This window comes from Streptomyces sp. NPDC032198 (assembly GCF_040636975.1).
GTDB lineage: Bacteria > Actinomycetota > Actinomycetes > Streptomycetales > Streptomycetaceae > Streptomyces.
In genome coordinates this window covers 41,834-62,390 of sequence record NZ_JBEZVL010000025.1, presented here as the reverse complement: position 1 = coordinate 62,390, position 20,557 = coordinate 41,834, and the positions used below count along the sequence as shown (strand labels likewise).

Below are 20,557 nucleotides of genomic sequence, written 5' to 3'. Positions count from 1 at the left end.
GGCCACAACGGCTGGATCACCCTCGCCTGGTGCCTCGGACTCTCCACCCTCGGCTACCACTGGTCAAAGACAGTCTTCAACCGCGACCCGAAGTAGCCCCAGCCCCCCCCCGACCCCGGTCGCCACCACCCGGCCAGGAAACAAACGTGCCCCGCACCCGGAACGAATCCAGGTGCGGGGCACGCTCGTCACGAGCGGGGGGACGTCAGGCGGCGACGGGCACCGGCTGCCGCTCGTCGGCGGGCTCGTCGTCGTATCCGTCGAGCGGGGACGACGTGGCCTTCGCGTACTTGTCGCGGTCGAGGATGTTCTCCCGCGCGGCCACGATCAACGGCGTCGCGACCTGGCCGGCCACGTTCGTGGCGGTGCGCATCATGTCCAGGATCGGGTCGATGGCGAGCAGCAGGCCCACGCCCTCCATCGGGAGGCCCAGCGTGGAGAGGGTCAGCGTCAGCATGACCGTGGCGCCGGTCAGACCGGCCGTGGCGGCCGAGCCGACGACCGACACGAAGGCGATGAGGACGTACTCCTTGATGCCCATCTGCACGTCGAAGATCTGCGCGACGAAGATCGCGGCGATCGCCGGGTAGATCGCGGCGCAGCCGTCCATCTTCGTGGTCGAGCCGAACGGCACCGCGAAGGACGTGTACTCCTTCGGCACGCCGAGGCGCTCGGTGACCTTCTGGGTGACCGGCATCGTGCCGACCGAGGAGCGCGAGACGAAGGCCAGCTGGATCGCGGGCCAGGCGGCCTTGAAGAACTGGAGCGGGTTGACCTTGGCGACCGTGGAGAGCAGCAGCGGGTAGACGCCGAACATCACCAGGGCGCAGCCGACGTAGATGTCGGCGGTGAACGTCGCGTACTTGCTGATCAGGTCCCAGCCGTAGTCGGCGATGGCGAAGCCGATGAGGCCGATGGTGCCGATCGGCGAGAGCTTGATGACCCACCACAGGGCCTTCTGGAGGAGGGCGAGAACGGACTCGCTGAGCTCCAGGATGGGCTGCGCCTTCTCGCCGATCTTCAGTACGGCGATACCGGCGACGGCGGCCATGAAGACGATCTGGAGGACGTTGAGCTCGGTGAACGGCGTGACGACGTCCGTCGGGATGATCCCGGTGAGGAAGTCGAGCCAGGATCCCGAGGTCTCCGGCTTGGAGCCGTCCTTCGGGGTCAGGCCGGTGCCGGCGCCCGGGTTCGTGATGAGCCCGATGGCGAGGCCGATGACGACCGCGATCAGCGACGTGATCATGAACCAGATCAGCGTCTGCGTGGCGAGCCGCGCGGCGTTGTTGACCTTACGCAGGTTGGTGATCGACACCAGGATGGCGAAGAAGACGAGCGGGGCGACCGCCAGCTTCAGCAGGCCGATGAAGGTGCTTCCGACCTTGTCCAGGGTGGTGACGAGCCAGGACACGTCCTGGCTGCGGGCCAGCCAGCCGAGCAGGACACCGAGGACCAGACCGCCGAGGATCTGGGCCCAGAAGGGCAGCTTGAGGAACGCGGGTATCCGGGAGCCGGACTTCGGCTGCTCGGCCGTGGGGGCCGGGGATACGGGGGAGTTCGCGGACACGGACACACTCCGGGTAATGGCGGGGGACGTGAGGGAGCGGCGACCGCGAGGGGGTCAGACGGAACGGCCTTGACGGTGCCGCCGCAGTGCGGATGTCACTTGGTGCTTGTCGTTCGCGCTGTGCGCGGAGAACTCGGGGGAACTCAGAGACGGCGACGACAGGCCGCGGACATGCAGCGGCAGAGATCGACATGCAGGCGCGCCACGAGCGGGACGCTCATGGCGATGCGGTGCGCGGCTGCTGTCTTCATGTCGAACACGTTAACACTTGAACTTTGGGAACATCAAAGGTCTTGTTTGAGGTAGACGAGGCCAATCCGAGGCAGAGACGCCGCGGGAGCCCATGAAACGCACGAAACCCCGGCACTGGAGCAGGTGCTCCGGTGCCGGGGCCGAGATACGTGTGTGACGAAGACGACGCCTTCGCGGACGAAGGCTACGACTTCGCGCGGGCCGCGTCGTCCGCGAGGTCCTCCTGGGTGCGGTTCGCCTCCAGGTTGGCCTTGGTGCGCTCCACGCGCTCGACGACCTGGATCGACGCCCGGTCCCGCTCCCCCCGCAGCACCACGAAGCTGATGGGCGCGGAGATGACGAGCGCGAGCAGCAGGACCCAGAGGAGGTTGGAGTCCCCGAGTCCCTTCGGCAGGATCCCGGCGTAGACAAGTCCCCAGACCGCGAAAAAGCAGCCCACGAAGACCCCGAGGCGCATCAGCGTGTAGCGGAGCATGTCAATCCACTCTTCCGTTCCGAAATGGGCCCGAGTAGGACGAGCCCCTCCAGTGAAGCATGGGAGGGGGCGCGCTCAGCAAGGGGGTGAGCCCTCCGGCGAACCGTCAGCCGAGCGGGAGCAGCATCGTGATGTCGTCGCGGTCGTCGCCGGGGGCCACGCGGATCGCGCCGGGCACGCGCCCGACCTCCTTGTAACCGCAGGACGCGTAGAACCGGTCGACTCCCGTGCCGCCCCGGCAGGTCAGCCGGATCGCCTCGATGCCGTCGAGTCCGCGGGCCGCGTCCGCCGCGGCTGCCATCAGGTCGCGCCCGTATCCCTTGCCCTGGTGCCTGGGGTGCACCATCACCACGTACAGCCATATCCAGTGCTTCATCAGCCGGTGGGTGTTGTAGGCGAGGAAGGCGGTCGCTGCGACGGTGCCGTCCTCGTCGTACCCGACGAGGAGCCGGGTGTGCCCCTCGCTGAGCTGGGTCAGGCGCTTGACCCACTCGGGCCGGATGTCGTCGACCGTCACGGGCGGCACGAAACCGACGGCTCCGCCGGCGTTGGACACATCCGCCCAGAGCGCGAGCACGCCGTCGCGCAGAGCGGGATCGATCTCGGGGTCCAGGCGGAAGGTAAGTGTCATATTCGAAGACTAACCATTACATTCGCCGGGCCTCAACCGCGTTCCGCATCCCGGACAGCACGCCGTGACGCAGCGAGCCCCGACCCATCGGGCCGGGGCTCGCGCGTGGTGCACAGCGGGCGGGTCAGACGCGCATCGCCTGCGGAGTCTCCCGGAGCGAGAGGTCCGGCCCCTCGTACTCACGGATCGACTCGTAGCGCGTGTTGCGCTCGATGGGACGGAAGCCGGCCTCGCGGATGAGGTCGAGCAGGTCCTCACGGGTCAGCTTGTTCGGCGTGCCGAAGTTGTCCGCGTCGTGCGTGATCTTGTACTCGACGACCGAGCCGTCCATGTCGTCCGCGCCGTGCTGCAGCGCGAGCTGCGTGGTCTGCAGGCCGTGCATGACCCAGAAGACCTTGACGTGCGGGACGTTGTCGAAGAGGAGACGCGAGACCGCGAAGGTCTTCAGGGCCTCGGCGCCGGACGCCATGGTGGTGCGCGCCTGGAGCTTGTTGCGGACCTTGCCGTCCTTCATGTCCACGAAGTCGTGCTGGTAGCGCAGCGGGATGAAGACCTGGAACCCACCGGTCTCGTCCTGCAGTTCACGCAGCCGCAGCACGTGGTCGACCCGGTGCCGGGGCTCCTCGATGTGGCCGTACAGCATCGTGCACGGGGTCTTGAGACCCTTCTCGTGCGCGAGGCGGTGGATGCGCGACCAGTCCTCCCAGTGGGTGCGGTGGTCGACGATGTGCTGGCGGACCTCCCAGTCGAAGATCTCCGCGCCGCCGCCGGTCAGCGACTCAAGACCGGCCTCGATCAGCTCGTCGAGGATGTCGGAGGCCGACATCCCCGAGATCGTCTCGAAGTGGTGGATCTCCGTGGCCGTGAACGCCTTCAGGGACACGTCCGGGAGCGCCTTCTTGAGCTCGCTCAGCGAACGCGGGTAGTAGCGCCACGGCAGGTTGGGGTGCAGGCCGTTGACGATGTGCAGCTCGGTGAGGTTCTCGCCCTCCATCGCCTTGGCGAGGCGGACGGCCTCCTCGATGCGCATCGTGTACGCGTCCTTCTCGCCCGGCTTGCGCTGGAACGAGCAGTAGGCGCACGAGGCGGTGCACACGTTCGTCATGTTGAGGTGGCGGTTGACGTTGAAGTGCACGACGTCGCCGTTCTTGCGCGTGCGCACCTCGTGGGCGAGACCGCCGAGCCAGGCCAGGTCGTCCGAGTCGTAGAGGGCGATGCCGTCCTCGCGGGACAGCCGCTCACCGTCCCGGACCTTCTGCTCCAGCTCGCGCTTGAGCCCAGCGTCCATACCCCGGCCGCCTCTCCATGTCTATATGCCTGCGTCAATCGAGCCTCGCCAACGGTACGCCTCTACCCCTGCGACTCCTCGGGCAGCTCCCCGACGCGGTTCTCCCACTTCGTGGAGAGCACGATCGTCGTACGCGTCCTGGAGACGCCCTTCGTGCCGCTCAGCCTGCGGATCGTCTTCTCCAGGCCGTCCACGTCGGTGGCCCGGATCTTGAGCATGTACGAGTCGTCGCCCGCGATGAACCAGCAGTCCTCGATCTCGTGCAGGTCCTTCAGGCGGCGCGCCACGTCCTCGTGGTCGGCGGCGTCCGAGAGGGAGATGCCGATCAGGGCGATCACGCCCAGGCCGAGCGAGGCGGAGTCAACGGTCGCGCGGTAGCCGGTGATGACACCCGCCGCTTCGAGGCGGTTGATCCGGTCCGTGACGCTCGGTCCCGAGAGGCCGACGAGCCGGCCGAGTTCGGCGTACGAGGCCCTGCCGTTCTCGCGCAGGGCCTGGATGAGCTGCCTGTCCACGGCGTCCATAGGTGCGATGCCTTTCATTATTCAGCGATACCGCGAGTCTATGTGTAGAATCTAAGGTGCAACAGGGTCAAGGCCCTGTGAATCTTTCGGAATCTGCGCCACTTGGCGTCGATTCTTCAAACCGCACTGCATGTCTGACCACGCTGCACTGCCCACGACACCTCAGGAGTGAGACACCCCGTGTACTCGATCGAGATGGCCTACGCCCGGATGCGCGAGCTGCAGGACCTGGCCAACCGCTCGCGTGCCCACAAGCCCACCGCGCACGAGGCCGAGCGCCGCACGAAGCGCGCCGCCAAGAAGCGCTAACCCCCCGGAGGGGCAGAGCCTCCACCGAGCTCTCCCTGCCAGCGGCGGTACAGCCGATGCGGCACTTCCGCCGCGTCGAGCGTCCGCCCGGCGACGAAGTCCACCAGATCCTGGATGTGCGTCGCCCCCGCGTAGAACGCCGGAGAGGCGGGCAGCACGATCGCGCCCGCCTCGTCCAGCGTCACCAAGTGCTTCAGCGTCTGTCCGTTGAGCGGTGTCTCGCGTACGCAGACGACCAGCTTCCGGCCTTCCTTGAGCGTCACGCTCGCCGACCGCTGCAGCAGATCCTTCGAGAGCCCCAGCGCCACCCCGGCCACGCACGCCGTGGACGCGGGCACGATCAGCATCCCCTTGGTCGCGTACGACCCCGACGAGGGACCGGCGGCCAGATCCCCGGCCGCCCAGTACCGCACGTCATCCACCGGCACGTCGAAGGTCGCCGGCTTGCCGTCGGCACCCCGCCCGAGCCACTCCCGCAGGTCCTCCTGCCAGTGCGCGTCCCGGAAGGAGATGCCCGTCTCGTCGAGGATCGTCAGGCGTGAGGCCCGCGAGACCACCAGGTCGACGCTCTCCCCCGCCGCGAGCAGCGCCCGCAGCACGGCGGCGGCGTACGGAGTACCCGAGGCCCCCGACACCCCCACGATCCAAGGCTTACGCTGCGTATCTCCTGGCTTCACGCTGTGAGCCTAGACGGTCAGTCCGCGCACCAGCAGGTCGAGGAGGGCGCAGACGAACAGCGCGATGCCGATGAAGCCGTTGACCTGGAAGAAGGCCCGGTTGAGGCGCGTGAGGTCATGCGGCTTCACGATGGAGTGCTCGTAGACGAACGCGCCGGCGACGACCGCGAGGCCAAGCCAGAAGAAGACGCCCGCGTCGGTGGACGCCGCGTACCAGACGAGCAGCAGCGTGGTCACCAGATGGCAGCCGCGCGCCCCCCGGATGGAGGCGGGGATGCCGAAGCGGGCGGGCACCGAGAGCACGCCGACCTCGCGGTCCGTCTCCACGTCCTGGCAGGCGTAGATCAGGTCGAAGCCGCCGATCCAGACGCCGACCGCGAGCCCGAGGATGACGGCCTGCCCCGACCACTCGCCGGTGACGGCGATCCAGGCGCCGACCGGGCCCATGGCCTGGGCGATGCCGAGGATCGCCTGCGGGAAGTTCGTGAACCGCTTGCCGTAGGGATAGACGACCATCGGGATCACCGCGATGGGCGCCAGCGCCAGGCAGAGCGGGTTGAGCAGGGCGGCCGAGCCGAGGAACACGACGAGCGCGATCAGCGCGCCGGTCCAGGCGGACTTCACCGAGACGGCGCCCGTGACGAGCTCGCGGTGGGCGGTCCTCGGGTTACGGGCGTCGATCTCGCGGTCGATGATGCGGTTCGCGGCCATGGCGAACGTGCGCAGGCCGACCATGCAGACGGTGACCAGGAGCAGCCGCCCCCAGTGGATGTTCTCGTCCAGCTGGAACATCGCGGTCAGCGCGGCGATGTAGGCGAAGGGCAGGGCGAACACCGAGTGCTCGATCATGACGAGGCGCAGGAACGCCTTGACCTTGCCGGGCGGGGCGGGCTCGGGCCCGAAGAGTTCCGGAGTCGCTGAATCAGCACTCATCTTTAGAGCCCGTACTCCTTCCAGCGGCGGTCGACCTTCGACGCCGTCTCCGGGTCGGACTCGACCATGTTCGGCCAGCCCCCGTCCCGGGTGTATCCCTCTTCGGGCAGCTTCTTCGTCGCGTCGATGCCCGCCTTGCCGCCCCAGAACTGCTGGTAGGAGGCATGGTCGAGGTGGTCGACGGGACCTTCGGCCACCGTCAGGTCGCGCGCGTAGTCGGTGTTGCCGAGCGCGCGCCAGGACACTTCGTGCAGATCGTGGACGTCGCAGTCCTTGTCCACGACCACGATCAGTTTGGTCAGCGACATCATGTGGGCGCCCCAGATGGCGTGCATGACCTTCTGCGCGTGCTTCGGGTACTTCTTGTCGATCGAGACGATCGCGCAGTTGTGGAAGCCGCCGGACTCCGGCAGGTGGTAGTCCACGATGTCCGGGACGATCACCTTGAGCAGGGGCAGGAAGAAGCGCTCGGTGGCGCGGCCGAGGGGGCCGTCCTCCGTCGGCGGGCGGCCCACGACGATCGACTGGAGCAGCGGACGCTTCCGCATCGTCACGCAGTCGATCTTCAGGGCGGGGAACGGCTCCTGCGGCGTGTAGAAACCGGTGTGGTCGCCGAAGGGGCCCTCCGGGAGCATCTCGCCCGGCTCCAGCCAGCCCTCGATGACGACCTCGGCGTGCGCCGGCACCTGGAGCGGGACCGTCTTGCAGTCGACCATCTCGACGCGCTTGCCCTGGATGAACCCGGCCAGCATGTACTCGTCCATGTCGCCGGGCAGCGGCGCGGTCGACGCGTACGTCACGGCGGGCGGACAGCCGAAGGCGATCGCGACCGGCAGCTTCTCGCCCCTGCGGGCGGCCACCTGGTAGTGGTTGCGGCTGTCCTTGTGGATCTGCCAGTGCATGCCGATGGTGCGCTTGTCGTGGCGCTGGAGGCGGTACAGGCCGAGGTTGCGGACGCCGGTGTCCGGGTCCTTGGTGTGGGTCAGGCCCAGGTTGAAGAAGGAGCCGCCGTCCTCGGGCCAGGTGAAGAGCGCGGGCAGCTTCTCCAGGTCGACGTCGTCGCCGGTGAGGACGACCTCCTGCACGGGCGCGTTGTCGGACTTCACCTTCTTCGGCGGTACATGCGTCATCGCGCCGAGCTTCCCGAAGGCCTCGCGCACGCCGACGAAGCCGTGCGGCAGCTCCGGCTTGAGGAGGCCGCCGATCTTCTCGCTGATCTCGCTGTACGACTTCAGGCCGAGCGCCTTCAGGAGGCGGCGGTCCGTCCCGTACACGTTCATCGCGAGGGGCATCGCCGAGCCCTTGACGTTCTCGAAGAGGAGCGCGGGGCCGCCGGACTTCTGCACCCGGTCGGTGATCTCGCCGACCTCCAGATGCGGATCGACCTCGGCCTTGATGCGCTTGAGATCGCCCTCGCGCTCCAGTGCACGGAGCAGGGAGCGAAGATCGTCATAAGCCATGCGTTCCAGTATCGGTCACGGGCTACCCTGGCCGGGTCACCGGGGCCCGCACGCCGCCCTTCCTTCGTCCTTTGGGGAATCGCGCCACCATGCTCAGGTATCTGCCGTTCCTGCTGGTCCTGGCCGTGTGGATCTACGCCTTCATCGATGTCCTGAACACTCCGGAGAAGGAGATCAGGCATCTGCCGAAGGTGGTCTGGGTCATCATCGTGCTGCTCTTCGGCGAGGTTCTGCTCGGTCCGATCGCCTGGTTCGTCACGGGCAAGGTGCGTCACGCTCCCGCCGGAGGCGGCCCTCGCGGCGAGCGCGGCGGGCAGTGGGTCGCGCCGGACGACAACCCGGAGTTCCTGAAGTCCCTCAGGGACGAGGACCCCGGCAAGGACCCCGACGACAAGAAGCGGGACAGGGGCACGGAGAGCTGATGCCAGATCCCTCCCCAAGCTCTCGGCTTCGCTCGACCAGGGGAGACCCGATCTGGAGTCCTCGCCCGGCACCGAGCTCTTCGACCGGCTCGGCAGCGGCATCCGCCTGACGGAGGCCGGTGAGCGCCTGCTCCCCTACGCGGCACGATCGAGGCCACCCAGCGGGGCGTCCTGCCGATGGGGTCATCGGCGGGGACGATGACCCCTGACGAAAGGTGCTCGGATGGATCAGACACCGGTGGATCAGGCACAGGCCCGCGCATGGCTCGCGACCGCCGTCGACGAGGCCAGGCTGAGCCTCGCGGAGGGCGGTGTCCCGGTCGGCGCCGCGCTGTACGGAACGGACGGGGCCCTGTGGGGGCGCGGGCGCAACCGCCGCGTCCAGGAGGGTGATCCGTCCCTGCACGCGGAGACGTCGGCGTTCCGGGCCGCGGGGCGGCGGCGCACGTACCGCGGGACGACGATGGTCACGACGCTCTCCCCGTGCTGGTACTGCAGCGGCCTGGTGCGGCAGTTCGGGATCTCGCGGGTGGTCGTCGGTGAGGCGCGGACGTTCCAGGGCGGACACGACTGGCTGGCGGAGCACGGCGTGGAGATCGTGATCCTCGACGATCCGGCGTGCGCGGCGATGATGCGGGACTTCGTCGCGGCGCGGCCGGAGCTGTGGCACGAGGACATCGGCCTCGACTAGCCGGCCTGCCCGGCCGCCGAGCGGTCCGGCCGGTCCGTGTGGTCCGAGTGGTCCGGCCGCAGGACCAGGGCGAGCAGCCCGGGGAAGCGCGCCTCGAACTCCTCCCGGCGCAGCCGGTTGACCCGCTTGGGCCCCTCGTCCCGCTGCTCGACGAGCCCCGCTCCCCGCAGCACCCCGAAGTGATGGCTCAGCGCGGCCTTGCCGACGGGCACGTCGAAGCTGCCGCAGCTGCGGGTCCAGTCGGGGGACGAGGCCAACTCCCGTACCAGTTCGAGGCGTACGGGGTCGCCGAGCGCGGTGAGCGCGGCGAGCACGGACACCTCGTCGGGATGGACGTGCACCGGCGCCGCGCGGTGGTGCGTGTTCGCCACGACCGGACTCCCTTCACCTCGGCCTTCGACTCGACCCCTTGCCGAGTGTTCGATGAAAACCATACACTCCTGAGTGTTCGCTTCCCGTTGAACACTCATCGGGCTCCTGCTTGACCACTCGAAGGGTGCACAGCCATGCCCACCATGCGCGCGATCCAGTTCCAGGAGTACGGCGGCCCCGAGGTCCTCACGGTGACGGAGGCTCCCGTCCCCGCACCCGCGGCGGGCCAGATCAGCATCGACGTCGCGTACACCGGCGTGAACTTCGCCGACCTGAAGGCCCGCTCCGAGGGCTACCGCGTGCCCTCGCTCCCCTACGTACCCGGCCTCGAGGTCTCCGGGCGCGTCCGGGAGGTCGGCGCGGGCGTCGAGGGGTTCACGGCCGGGCAGGAGGTCGTCGCGCTCACCGAGGGCGGCGCGTACGCGGAGGTCGTGGTCGCCGCGGCGGCGACGGTGTTCCCCCTGCCGGACGGCGTGGACCTGCGGACGGCGGCCACCCTGCCCACGGTCCTGCCCACCGCGCACGCCCTGCTCCACGAGGTGGGCAGGCTGAGCGCGGGCGAGAGCGTCCTCGTGCAGGGCGCGGCGGGCGGAATCGGCACGGTGGTGGGCCAGTTGGCGAAGGCGGCGGGCGCGGGCGCGGTGTACGGCGTCGTGTCGAGCGGGTCCAAGGCGAAGTACGCCCTGGAGCACGGCTACGACGAGGTGTTCGTCGGGGACTCCGGCGACGGCTTCGCCGCCGAGGTCCGTGCCGCCACCGGCGGACGCGGCGTCGACCTCGCCCTCGACCCGGTCGGCGGCGACGCCTTGCGCGGGGGCCTCGACGCGCTCGCCGTCTTCGGGCGGCTCGTCTCCTTCGGCAACGCCAGCTCGGCCGAGCCGTGGCGGGTGGGCCAGCCCGAGCTGTACCCGGCGGGCCTCGGCGTCTTCGGCTTCTCGATCCTGTCCCTCGCCGCGTCGGCGCCGCAGGCCCTGCGCGAGATCGCCGCACGGGCCTTCGCGAAGGTGGCCGACGGCACGGTGACGCTGCCGGTGACGGCGGAGTTCCCCCTGGCCGATGCCGCCGAGGCACACCGCCTGATGGGCGCCCGCACGAGCACGGGAAAACTGCTCCTGAGGGTCACCGCAGCCTGACTACAGCTCACTCCCGCACGGCCGGCCGGTCACTGCTTCCGGTACGTCTCGCGCAGTTCCCGCCACGGTTCCAGGCTCCAGGTCGACCAGTCCTTGGGCCGCCCGTCGAGCGCGTCGACGAGGAACTCGAAGTGGTTGTGCCAGCCGGCGAGGCAGTCGAGCCGCAGCGCGTCGTCGCCGTCGAACTCGTTGGTGAAGCGGAGGGTCGTGCCGGTCTTCCCGTCGGCCGCCTCCAGGTGGAAACGGCACCGTCCGTGCAGGTCGATCGTGTACTCGGCGACCCGCTCCGGGTCCCACGCCGTGATGTGCCCGGAGTGGGAGGCCGACTCGTCACCGTTGAGCCACCGCAGCGTGACGGCTCCGCCGAGCCTCGGCTCGAACACGTCAGCGGCGGCCAGCCACCCCGGAAGCCCCTCCGGGGTGGCCACCGCCGCCCAGACCTTTTCCACAGGGTGGGGAAGGTGAAGTGCGTAACGGAGATGCTGCGTGGAGCCGTCCGTCCGGCTCGCACCCTGCCCGATCGTCGCGGTCATGCCCCAACCCTCACCCGACACGGGCCACCTCGCACTCCCGGCGGGTGCTTACGGGCGCTGCGGGTCAGACTCCGGCGTACGAGTGTTTGCCGGTGACGAAGATGTTCACGCCGTAGTAGTTGAACAGCCAGCAGCCGAAGGCGATCAGGGCGAGGTAGGCGGCCTTGCGGCCCTTCCAGCCTGCCGTGGCGCGGGCGTGGAGGTAGCAGGCGTAGGCGACCCAGGTGATGAAGGACCAGACCTCCTTGGGGTCCCAGCCCCAGTAGCGGCCCCACGCGTCACCCGCCCAGATCGCGCCCGCGATGATCGTGAACGTCCACAGCGGGAAGACGGCGGCGTTCACGCGGTACGAGAACTTGTCGAGGGTGGCCGCGGCGGGGAGACGCTCCAGGACGGAGGAGGCGAAGCGGCCTGGCTTGCCGCCCGCGGCCAGCTTGTTCTCGTAGGAGTCGCGGAAGAGGTAGAGGATCGTCGCGACGCCGGCCAGGTAGAACGTCGCGCCGCAGAAGATCGCGGTGGAGACGTGGATCCACAGCCAGTACGAGTGAAGGGCGGGAACCAACTGGTCGCTGGCGGTGTACAAGACAGTGACGGCGAGACCGAGATCGAGGAGGACCGTGGTGACCAGCGGAAGGCCGAGCCAGCTGACGTTCTTCTTCAGCGCCATGAGCACGAGGTACACCCCGACGGCCATGGTGGAGAACGTCAGGTTGAATTCGTACATGTTGCCCCACGGCGCCCGCTGCACCGACAGCGCGCGGGTGAGCACACCACCGGCCTCGACGAGGAACGCGAGCACGGTGAGGGACACGGCGATACGGCCGTAGAGGTCCCCCTTCTCGTCACCGCCCGAGGCGCCGGGGCCGTCCGGCACGTCGCGCGTGCCGGTGACGGAGCGGGTGACGACCTTGGGGGCCGACGCGGGGCGGTCGAGTACGGCGGTGCCGGTGCCGTTCCTGGCCTTGACGGTGACGGCGGGCGCCTTGGCGGAGGCCTCGGTCCGGGGGGTCAGCGCGGCGGCCGTGCGGCCGACCTTGCTGCGGCTGCCGAGGATCCACTCCGCCATGTGCGCGAAGAAGGCAAGGAGATAGACGGCCATCGCGGAGTAGACCAGCACATTGCTGATGTGCGCGAGGTTCTCGTTCGGTTCGGCGGCGAGGGTGGTGGCGAGATTCACTTCTCAGCCCCTTCGGCAGGAACATCTTGGGGGGTGGAGTCGCCATGCGCGGCACTTGCGTGAGCTGCGTGATCGGCATGATCGGCTTGATCGGCGGGGTCTGTTTCGGGCGCGCTCGGCGCCTTCTCGTAGAGGTGCGCGGCGAGGTCGCCCAGCTCTTCGGGCAGCTTCGCGGACTCGCTGCGGCCGAGCCCGGCCATCTCGACGACGGTGACGCCGTCGGCGCCCCGGACGGCCCGCACCCACACGCGGCGGCGCTGGATGAACAGCGATCCGGCGAGGCCGACGATGGCGGAGACCGCCCCGACGAGCGCCCACATGGAGCCGGGCTGCTGGGAGACCTGGAAGGTCGCCCACCGCTTGATGTCCTTCTCGAAGGTGATCGAGCCGGCACCGCCGGGCAGCTTCATCGTCTCGCCGGGCCGCATCCGCTGCTTGAGGAGCTCGCCCTTGGAGTCCTTGAACTTGTCCATCTTGCTGGTGTCCAGCTGATAGACGTTCTGCGGCAGACCGGAGTCCACGCCGAGGCTTCCGTGGTACGCGGACAGCGCGAGCACGGGGTAGTCCAGTGCGGGGAACTGGGAGAACATCTGGCCCTGGCCCTCGCCCGCGAACGTCGGCACGAAGAAGGCGTTGAAGCCGAGCTGCTCCTTCTTGCCATTCTGGTCGCGGTAGCCGTCGAGCACCTTGATGGCGCCGGTGGCCGTGCCGTTCGAGTCGATGGGCAGCAGCGGCACGGACATCCTGGAGACGACCTTGCCCTTGCCGTCCCGGACGGTGACGGTCGGCGCGTAGCCCTGGCCGATCAGGTAGACCTTCGAGCCGTCGACCTCGAGCGGCTTGTTGACCTCGATCGACTTCTTCTTCTCCGGACCGTCGACGCCCTCGGTGTAGGTGACGTTCGCCCGGTAGGTGCGGGCGGTCCCCTTCTCGGGGCCCTTCCGCTCGAACGTCGACTCGAAGCTGTCCAGCTTGAAGCTGAACGGCGCCAGGTCGTCGGTGTTGAAGAGGCTGCCGGACTTGAAGTTGTCGTACTGGGTGAGGGTGTTGGCGAACCCGTCGCCCTGGACGATGAGCTTGCCGCCCTCGGACTTGAACAGGGCGCCGACGGCGAAGGCGATCAGGAGCACGATCAGCGAGATGTGGAAGAAGAGGTTGCCCGCCTCACGCAGGTAGCCCTTCTCCGCGGCGACGGACGCCCCCGCGCCGCCCTTGCCCACCGTGAGGTCCGCGCGGAAGCGGCGGCCCTTGAGCAGGCCGAGCGCGGCGTCATGGACCTGCTCGGGCTCGGCCTCGGTGCGCCACGTGGTGTACGCGGGCAGCCGGTCGAGCCGCCTGGGCGCGCCCGGCGGCCGGCCGCGGAGCTGGCCGACGAACTGCCAGGTGCGGGGCACGATGCAGCCGATGAGGGAGATGAAGAGCAGGATGTAGATCGCCGAGAACCACACGGAGCTGTAGACGTCGAACAGCTGGAACTTCTCGTAGATCGGCGCGAGCGTGGTGTGCGCGGTCTTGAAGTCCTGGACCTTCAGCTCGTCGATGCTGGTCTGCGGGATCAGCGAGCCCGGGATCGCGCCGAGCGAGAGCAGGAGCAGCAGGAGCAGCGCGACCCGCATCGAGGTCAGCTGCCGCCACATCCACCGCGTCCAGCCGACGACTTCCTTGCCGGTCCAGACGAGCCAGCCCGCGGCGCCCGGGGCACGCTTGCCGCCGAAGGAGCCGGGCATCGCCCGGTCGACGGGGGCGGTGGACAGCTGGGAGCCCGCGGCACCCAGGTCGCTCTGTTCTTCAGGGGCTTCGGTCTTGCTCATGGATCAGATCCCCACCGTGTAGCCATTGGACCAGACCTGCATCTGCTGCACGATGGTGTCCCAGACGCCGGTGACGAGCAGCAGTCCGGTCGCGATCATCATGATGCCGCCGATGCGCATCACCCAGACGTAGTGCTTCTTGACCCAGCTGAACGCGCCGAGCGCCTTGCGGAAGGCGATGGCCGCGAGGATGAACGGCAGCCCGAGCCCCAGGCAGTACGCGACGCTCAGTATGGCCCCGCGCCCCGCGCTCCCCTGGTCGAGGGCCAGGGAGTTGACGGACGTCAGCGTGGGCCCCACGCAGGGCGCCCAGCCCACGGCGAACAGCGCGCCGAGCACCGGGGCGCCCGCGAGTCCGGCGGCGGGCTTCTTGTGGAAGCGGAACTCCCGCTGCGACAGCCAGGGCATGAGCCCCATGAAGAAGATGCCGAGGACGATCATCAGCACGCCGAGCACCTTGGTGATGACGTCCTGGTATTCCTGCAGGTTCTGCCCGACGAACCCGAAGAGCGCGCCGGTGGAGACGAAGACGGCGGTGAAGCCGAGCACGAAGAGCCCGGCCCCCGCGGCCATCCGCCCGCGCTTGGCCTCGGCCAGGTCGGTGCCGCCGACGCCGGTGACGTACGACAGATAGCCCGGCACCAGCGGGAGTACGCACGGGGAGAAGAAGGAGACGAGACCGCCGAGGACCGCGACGGGCAGCGCGACGAGAAGCGCTCCGTTCATGACGGTCTGGTTCGCTTCGCCGACGGCGGCGAGAGTGGACATCACGGGGAAATCACTTCTCCGCGATCAGCGGGTCGATCATCTTGCGCAGCTTCTCTTCGTTGAGCGCCTGCTGCGAGCGGGCGGCGATCTTTCCCTCGCGGTCGAGGATGATCGTGGAGGGGATGAACTTCGGGTTCATCGTGCCCTTGGGGAAGCGCAGCATCAGCTTGCCCATCGGATCGTGCAGGCTCGGATAGGAGATCTTCCACTCCTTCTCGAACGCCAGCGCAGGGTCCTTCTGCGGGTCCCGGGTGTTGATCCCGACGAACTGCACGTCCTTGCCCTTGAGGTCCTTCGAGACCTTCGCGAAGTTCGGCGCCTCGGCCCGGCAGGGCGAGCACCAGGAGCCCCAGACGTTCAGGACGACGATCTTGCCCTTGTAGTCGTCGACGTCGAGGTGCTTGCCCGTGAGGGTCTCCCCCTCGAGCTTCGGCCCGTCCTGGCGGTCACCCTTGCCCGCGGTGGCGATGCCGTCGGAGCCGGTGACGAAGTTGGTGTTCCCGGAACCGCCGGACGTGCCGCCGGAGCTGCACGCCGACAGGGTCAGCGCGGCGACCGCGGCCCCAGCGCCCAGGAGGGCGGCGCGGCTGCGGCTACGGCTGCGGTTCGTGCTGTGGGGGGCGCGGCAGGCGGCACTCATGTGAAAAGTTTCGCATGTCTGTTTCGGGGATCTTCCGCACCCCCCGGGGTTGCGGAAAGTCCCATTTCAGACGGCCTTCCCGAGTCCCTTCCAGCCACCGGTCGGCGCCTGGCCGACTTCGAGGCCCTGCAGGTCGGCGAGGACCTTCGGGTCCTGGACGTCGAGCCAGTCGACGAACTGCCGGAAGGAGACCAGGCGTACGTCCTTCTTGCCCGCGATGTGCTTCAGGGCCGCCTCGACGGCGTCCATGTAGATGCCGCCGTTCCACTCCTCGAAGTGGTTGCCGATGAAGAACGGGGCGCGGTTGGACTCGTAGGCGCGCTTGAATCCGGCGATGTAGGACTCGGTGGCCTGCTTGCGCCAGCCCGGGTAGTTGGCCGGCGGGGCCTTCGTGGAGTTGTTCGACTGGTTGGCCAGGATGTTGTAGTCCATGGACAGGACCTCGAAGGAGTGCCCGGGGAAGGGCATCGCCTGCAGCGGCAGGTCCCAGATGCCCATCTTCTTCTGGGGCCAGCGCTGGCGGCCGCCGGGCGACGAGGCGTCGTAACGCCAGCCGAGCTTCTTCGCCGTCGGCAGCAGATTGTCCTGGCCGAGGAGGCAGGGGGTACGCCCGCCGACGAGTTCCTTGTCGTAGTCGAAAGGCAGCGACGGCAGGTCGGTCCAGCCGGTATTCGTGCGCCATTCCTTCACGAAGGAGGTGGCCTGGTCGATTTCGCTCTGCCATTGCGCGGGCGTCCAGTTGGCGACCGTGCCGTTGCCCGTGCAGAAGTGTCCGTTGAAGTGCGTGCCGATCTCATGGCCCTCGAGCCATGCCTGGCGTACGTACTTCAGCGTCTCCTTGATGTGACCGTCGGTGAGATAGCCGATGTCGGAGGCGCCGACCGCGTTGTTCGGCGGCTTGTACATCCGCTTCTTCGATTCGGGCAGCAGATAAAGACCCGAGAGGAAGAACGTCATCCGTGCGTCGTGTTCCTCGGCCAGCTTGAGGAAACGCGGGAAGAGACCGTTGCCGACCTCGCCGGCCCCGTCCCAGGAGAAGATCACGAACTGCGGCGGCGTCTCACCCGGCTGCAGGGGGACGGGCTTGCCCGGCTGGTTCGGCTGCTTCCCCGTGTACGAGGTGGAGCCGTCGCCGATCGGCTTGGCCGGGTGCTTGTCGCCGCCCCGGCCACCGTCCTCGCGCCCCGATGAGCCGGTCGAATTGCCGTCGCTCGTGCCGCAGCCGGCAAGTCCCAAAGCGGCTGCGGTCCCGACTCCGAGGCCGAGCATTCCCCTGCGACTGATGTCGCGCATTCCATCCCCATTCGTCGCGCCCTGCAGCCCTGCATGCGTCCATGCACGATGGACGCCCCGTTAGAGGGCGCGACGAACAATGAGGTTCCTGCAACAAGCACATATTTAGCGCTTTTTGCCGAGAAGGGACATACAGTCGCCAGCCAATTACTCGACGTCGACAACGAATCGAAGGTATGCCCCCGAAGGCCCAGGCGCTGCGACGCTATGCGCCGAACGCCTTGGCCTTCCCCTTCACCGGCTTGGCGCCCGCGAGGAGATGCGCGGGGACGAGATCCCGCGCGGGCTCCGTGTACCCGACGGACACGATCTTGTCGCCGCGGTACGTGAACGTCGTCAGCGAGGCCAGCGTGCACTGCCGCTTGCGCGGGTCGTGCCACAGGCGCCGCTTCTCCACGAAGCTCCGCACGATCCAGATCGGCAGCTGATGGCTGACGCACACCGCTTCATGTCCGCGGGCCGCGTCCTTCGCCGCGTCCAGGGCGCCCATCATCCGCACGACCTGCTCGACGTACGGCTCGCCCCAGGACGGCTTGAAGGGGTTGACCAGGTGCTTCCAGTTCTCCGGGTTCTTCAGGGCGCCGTCGCCGACACCGAAGGTCTTGCCCTCGAAGACGTTGCCCGCCTCGATGAGCCGCCCGTCCGTCGCCAGCTCAAGGCCGTGCTCCTTGGCGATCGGCGTCGCCGTCTCCTGCGCGCGGTCGAGCGGCGACGCCACGACGTGCGTGATGTCACGCGGGGCGAGGTGCTCGGCGACCCGGTCGGCCATCTGCCGCCCCAGCTCGGAGAGGTGGTAGTCGGGAAGGCGCCCGTAAAGGATCCCGTCCGGGTTCTCCACCTCCCCGTGGCGCATCACATGGACGACTGTGAGCTCGCTGCCCGCGCTCATGCGGTGGCCTCCGTGGTGGTCTCAGTGGCTTCGGCGGCCGCGCGCGCCGCCGACGGCAGGGCCGCGGCGATCCGCTCGATCGCCCGGTCGTCATGGGCGGTGGACACGAACCAGGACTCGAAGGCCGACGGCGGGAGATACACGCCCTGCGACAGCATCGAGTGGAAGAACGCGGTGAAGCGGAACGACTCCTGCTTCTTCGCGTCGTCGTAATTGCGCACCTCACCGTCGGTGAAGAAGACGGAGAACATGTTCGACGCGTTCTGCAGCCGGTGCGCGACGCCCTCCTTGGAGAGCGCGTCCGTGACGAGAGCGCGCAACTGCCCGGAGACGACATCGACCTTGTCGTACGCGTCGTCGTCCAGGAGCCGCAGCTGGGCGAGGCCCGCGGCCGTCGCGATCGGGTTCCCCGACAGGGTGCCCGCCTGGTAGACGGGGCCGACCGGGGCGAGGTGCTCCATGACGTCGGCCCGGCCACCGAAAGCGGCGGCCGGGAAGCCGCCGCCCATGACCTTGCCGAAGGTCATCAGATCGGGACGCACCCCGTCGACGCCGAACCAGCCCGCCTTCGACGTACGGAAGCCGGTCATCACCTCGTCCGAGATGTACAGCGCGCCGTTCTCCCTGCACAGGTCCGCGAGCCCCTGGTTGAAGCCCTCGCCCGGCGGGACGACGCCCATGTTGCCCGGCGACGCCTCCGTGATGACACAGGCGATCTCACCGGCGTTCGCGGCGAACGCGGCACGCACGGCATCGAGGTCGTTGTACGGGACGACGATCGTGTCGCCGGCCTGGGCGCCGGTGACGCCCGGGGTGTCCGGCAGGCCGAACGTGGCGAGGCCGGAGCCGGCCGCGGCGAGCAGCGCGTCCACATGGCCGTGGTAACACCCGGCGAACTTGATGATCTTGGCGCGGCCGGTGAAGCCGCGGGCCAGCCGGATCGCGGACATCGTTGCCTCGGTGCCACTGGAGACCAGACGCACCTGCTCGACGGGCGCGATGCGCGCGACGATCTCCTCGGCGAGCGCGACCTCGCCCTCGCCGGGCGTGCCGAAGGACGTGCCGCGCGAGACGGCCTCCTGGACTGCGGCGATCACGTCGGGGTGGGAGTGGCCGAGGATCATCGGCCCCCACGAGCAGACGAGGTCGACGTACTCACGGCCGTCGGCATCCGTCAGGTACGGACCGGTACCGGACACCATGAAGCGGGGCGTACCGCCCACAGCGCGGAAAGCGCGCACGGGAGAGTTCACACCGCCGGGCGTCACGGCCGCCGCACGGTCGAAGAGAGTCTGCGAAACTGGGGCGCTATACGGGAAGCTCACATGAACCATGGTGTCAGAGGCTTCGGACATCCTGCGGACAGGTGTTTCACTCCACGTTTTAGCCGGTGACCGTGGGGGAGGTCACTGACACGATGATCGGGTTGCGCGGCGGGGCCGCGAGGCCTAGAAAAGCAGGGGCGGGCGCCCTGGAAAAGCAGTCGGGTGGAGATATGCATCGCGGTGGCGGACTGGGCGAGGGGACCGACGGCCTGGGTCCGCGGCGTGCCCGGCGGATCGGCAAGCACCGGCGCGAGGCGGAAGCGGCCGAGGCTGAGGCCTTGGCGCGGGGCGAGACGGAGCAGGACCGGGCGGGAAGCAGGAGTGGCCGGGTGGGCGGGGTGACCTACAAATACTTCGGGGCCCCGGACGGCGCGACCGCCGCCCGCGTACCCATCTCGATGCGTCCCGAGGAGCTCGGGGGCGACGAGCTCGGCATGAACGGCATGTTCACGAAGATCAAGCCGGAGACGGTGGCCGCGATGGTCCTGACCGGCATCGAGGGCATACCCCTGTCCAAGGTGCCCCCGCTCGAACTGGTCGTCATGCACCCCGACTACGCCGTGGTGAAACTCCCCATGACGGTCGTCGACCCGCTGCGCGGCATCGGCGAGGAGTCGGTGGGCGCCGCCGCGTTCATCTGGTCCACGGTCCCCGACCGCGGCGGCCCGCGCGACGCCTTCAACGTCTACCAACTGCTGCACGAATGGCAGGACTTCAGCCACCGCCTGCACGACGCGGGACACCAGGCGTACTGCCTGGTGTGGCCGTGAGCGTGGGGCCGTGAGCCCCGCGTCCGGGCCTACTCGGGCCTGAGCGCCGCCAGTTGCTTCTCGAAGGGGATCAGCTCCTCCGCACGCACCGGCGCCGGCCGCATGATTCCGGCCAGTTCGGCCGCGGCCCTCTCCACACGCTCGTCCAGGCCGTCCGCGCCCCAGTGCTCGGACGCCGCGTACACGGCCGTCGGCAGGACCACCGCCCGCAGGTACGCGAACAGCGGGCGCAGCGCGTGTTCCAGGACCAGCGAATGGCGCGGGGTGCCGCCGGTCGCCGCGATCAGGACCGGCGTACCGGCGATCGCGTCCTTGTCCAGGACCGTCAGGACGTCGAAGAACGACTTGAACAGGCCGCTGTACGAGGCGGAGAAGACCGGCGTGACGGCGATGAGCCCGTCCGCGCCCTTCACCGCTTCCGCCGCCGCGCTCAACTCCGGGCCGGGGAACCCGGTGACGTAGTTGTGAGCGATCTCCACGGCCAGGTCGCGGAGTTCGACGACCTGGATCTCGACGTCGGCGTGGCGTCCGGTGGCCGCGGCGAGGCGGTCGGCGAGGAGGCGGGTGGAGGAGGGAACACTCAGTCCCGCGGAGACGACGACGAGCTTCATGCG

23 protein-coding genes and 1 pseudogene are annotated in these 20,557 nt (G+C 68.8%); 6 read left to right on the top strand and 18 right to left on the bottom strand.

What is annotated here, in order from left to right:
• Positions 1-96, top strand: a pseudogene (locus tag AB0E78_RS40940) (ABC transporter permease); the annotation flags it as partial.
• Positions 97-205: 109 nt separating this feature from the next.
• Here the strand turns inward: AB0E78_RS40940 and AB0E78_RS40935 are convergent.
• The 5 genes from AB0E78_RS40935 to AB0E78_RS40915 all read right to left on the bottom strand — a co-directional run bounded on the left by AB0E78_RS40935 (position 206) and on the right by AB0E78_RS40915 (position 4,740).
• A complete protein-coding gene (locus AB0E78_RS40935; RefSeq protein WP_361844497.1) occupies positions 206-1,570 on the bottom strand; it encodes a dicarboxylate/amino acid:cation symporter in 1,365 nt (454 codons plus the stop codon).
• 436 nt (positions 1,571-2,006) lie between these two features.
• Positions 2,007-2,297 (bottom strand): DUF4229 domain-containing protein, encoded by a 291-nt coding sequence (locus AB0E78_RS40930; RefSeq protein ID WP_361844495.1) that lies wholly within the window; start codon positions 2,295-2,297, stop codon positions 2,007-2,009.
• A 106-nt stretch (positions 2,298-2,403) separates the two neighbouring features.
• Positions 2,404-2,928, bottom strand: a complete 525-nt coding sequence (locus AB0E78_RS40925) for a GNAT family N-acetyltransferase (RefSeq protein WP_361844492.1) — start codon at positions 2,926-2,928, stop codon at positions 2,404-2,406.
• 124 nt (positions 2,929-3,052) lie between these two features.
• Positions 3,053-4,216 carry an aminofutalosine synthase MqnE gene (gene mqnE, locus AB0E78_RS40920; RefSeq protein WP_361844489.1) on the bottom strand — a complete coding sequence of 388 codons (1,164 nt, stop codon included), beginning with the start codon at positions 4,214-4,216 and terminating at the stop codon, positions 3,053-3,055.
• Between the two features lie 62 nt (positions 4,217-4,278).
• Entirely contained in the window at positions 4,279-4,740 is a 462-nt protein-coding gene (locus AB0E78_RS40915; RefSeq protein ID WP_361844486.1) for an Lrp/AsnC family transcriptional regulator, read from the bottom strand.
• A gap of 180 nt (positions 4,741-4,920) precedes the next feature.
• On the opposite strand from AB0E78_RS40915, the gene AB0E78_RS40910 reads away from it, so the two are divergent.
• On the top strand, positions 4,921-5,049 hold the full coding sequence (locus tag AB0E78_RS40910; protein WP_361844523.1) for a hypothetical protein: 129 nt from the start codon (positions 4,921-4,923) through the stop codon (positions 5,047-5,049).
• Here the strand turns inward: AB0E78_RS40910 and AB0E78_RS40905 are convergent.
• The 3 genes from AB0E78_RS40905 to AB0E78_RS40895 are packed head-to-tail and all read right to left on the bottom strand — an operon-like array spanning position 5,046 to position 8,119.
• Positions 5,046-5,726 carry a UbiX family flavin prenyltransferase gene (locus AB0E78_RS40905; protein ID WP_361844483.1) on the bottom strand — a complete coding sequence of 227 codons (681 nt, stop codon included), beginning with the start codon at positions 5,724-5,726 and terminating at the stop codon, positions 5,046-5,048. The genes AB0E78_RS40910 and AB0E78_RS40905 overlap by 4 nt on opposite strands.
• A gap of 9 nt (positions 5,727-5,735) precedes the next feature.
• Positions 5,736-6,659 (bottom strand): menaquinone biosynthesis prenyltransferase MqnP, encoded by a 924-nt coding sequence (gene mqnP, locus AB0E78_RS40900; RefSeq protein ID WP_361844480.1) that lies wholly within the window; start codon positions 6,657-6,659, stop codon positions 5,736-5,738.
• Between the two features lie 2 nt (positions 6,660-6,661).
• A complete protein-coding gene (locus AB0E78_RS40895; RefSeq protein WP_361844478.1) occupies positions 6,662-8,119 on the bottom strand; it encodes a menaquinone biosynthesis decarboxylase in 1,458 nt (485 codons plus the stop codon).
• Positions 8,120-8,208: 89 nt separating this feature from the next.
• Between AB0E78_RS40895 and AB0E78_RS40890 the strand changes: the two genes are divergently transcribed.
• Both AB0E78_RS40890 and AB0E78_RS40885 read left to right on the top strand, forming a co-directional pair.
• On the top strand, positions 8,209-8,541 hold the full coding sequence (locus AB0E78_RS40890; protein WP_361844475.1) for a PLD nuclease N-terminal domain-containing protein: 333 nt from the start codon (positions 8,209-8,211) through the stop codon (positions 8,539-8,541).
• Between the two features lie 223 nt (positions 8,542-8,764).
• The gene (locus tag AB0E78_RS40885; protein ID WP_361844473.1) at positions 8,765-9,232 is read left to right on the top strand and encodes a nucleoside deaminase; all 468 of its coding nucleotides are present in this window, start codon (positions 8,765-8,767) and stop codon (positions 9,230-9,232) included.
• Here the strand turns inward: AB0E78_RS40885 and AB0E78_RS40880 are convergent.
• Complete coding sequence (locus AB0E78_RS40880; protein ID WP_361844470.1) at positions 9,229-9,603, bottom strand: helix-turn-helix transcriptional regulator; 375 nt, start codon at positions 9,601-9,603, stop codon at positions 9,229-9,231. The two genes, AB0E78_RS40885 and AB0E78_RS40880, sit on opposite strands and share 4 nt — an antisense overlap.
• Before the next feature lie 144 nt (positions 9,604-9,747).
• On the opposite strand from AB0E78_RS40880, the gene AB0E78_RS40875 reads away from it, so the two are divergent.
• On the top strand, positions 9,748-10,737 hold the full coding sequence (locus AB0E78_RS40875; RefSeq protein WP_361844521.1) for a zinc-binding dehydrogenase: 990 nt from the start codon (positions 9,748-9,750) through the stop codon (positions 10,735-10,737).
• Between the two features lie 29 nt (positions 10,738-10,766).
• On the opposite strand, the gene AB0E78_RS40870 is transcribed toward AB0E78_RS40875, so the two are convergent.
• From AB0E78_RS40870 to hemL, 8 genes are all read right to left on the bottom strand, one after another.
• Entirely contained in the window at positions 10,767-11,270 is a 504-nt protein-coding gene (locus tag AB0E78_RS40870) for an SRPBCC domain-containing protein (RefSeq protein WP_361844467.1), read from the bottom strand.
• Positions 11,271-11,334: 64 nt separating this feature from the next.
• Positions 11,335-12,447, bottom strand: coding sequence for a c-type cytochrome biogenesis protein CcsB (gene ccsB / locus AB0E78_RS40865; protein WP_361844464.1), 1,113 nt, complete (start codon positions 12,445-12,447; stop codon positions 11,335-11,337).
• Positions 12,444-14,258, bottom strand: a complete 1,815-nt coding sequence (locus tag AB0E78_RS40860) for a cytochrome c biogenesis protein ResB (protein ID WP_361844462.1) — start codon at positions 14,256-14,258, stop codon at positions 12,444-12,446. Before AB0E78_RS40860 ends, ccsB begins: the two co-directional genes overlap by 4 nt.
• 3 nt (positions 14,259-14,261) lie before the next feature.
• Positions 14,262-15,026, bottom strand: a complete 765-nt coding sequence (locus AB0E78_RS40855) for a cytochrome c biogenesis protein CcdA (protein ID WP_361844518.1) — start codon at positions 15,024-15,026, stop codon at positions 14,262-14,264.
• Positions 15,027-15,036: 10 nt separating this feature from the next.
• The gene (locus AB0E78_RS40850) at positions 15,037-15,666 is read right to left on the bottom strand and encodes a TlpA disulfide reductase family protein (RefSeq protein ID WP_361844459.1); all 630 of its coding nucleotides are present in this window, start codon (positions 15,664-15,666) and stop codon (positions 15,037-15,039) included.
• Positions 15,667-15,732: 66 nt separating this feature from the next.
• Positions 15,733-16,959, bottom strand: a complete 1,227-nt coding sequence (locus AB0E78_RS40845) for a hypothetical protein (RefSeq protein WP_361844456.1) — start codon at positions 16,957-16,959, stop codon at positions 15,733-15,735.
• A gap of 205 nt (positions 16,960-17,164) precedes the next feature.
• Positions 17,165-17,848, bottom strand: coding sequence for a histidine phosphatase family protein (locus tag AB0E78_RS40840; protein ID WP_361844454.1), 684 nt, complete (start codon positions 17,846-17,848; stop codon positions 17,165-17,167).
• Entirely contained in the window at positions 17,845-19,182 is a 1,338-nt protein-coding gene (gene hemL, locus AB0E78_RS40835) for a glutamate-1-semialdehyde 2,1-aminomutase (RefSeq protein WP_361844451.1), read from the bottom strand. Before hemL ends, AB0E78_RS40840 begins: the two co-directional genes overlap by 4 nt.
• Before the next feature lie 320 nt (positions 19,183-19,502).
• Here hemL and AB0E78_RS40830 point away from each other — a divergent pair, with 320 nt between their 5' ends.
• Entirely contained in the window at positions 19,503-19,943 is a 441-nt protein-coding gene (locus tag AB0E78_RS40830; RefSeq protein ID WP_361844516.1) for a hypothetical protein, read from the top strand.
• 29 nt (positions 19,944-19,972) lie between these two features.
• Here AB0E78_RS40830 and AB0E78_RS40825 read toward each other — a convergent pair whose 3' ends face one another.
• Positions 19,973-20,554, bottom strand: a complete 582-nt coding sequence (locus AB0E78_RS40825; protein WP_361844513.1) for an FMN reductase — start codon at positions 20,552-20,554, stop codon at positions 19,973-19,975.
• Positions 20,555-20,557: the final 3 nt, after the last annotated feature.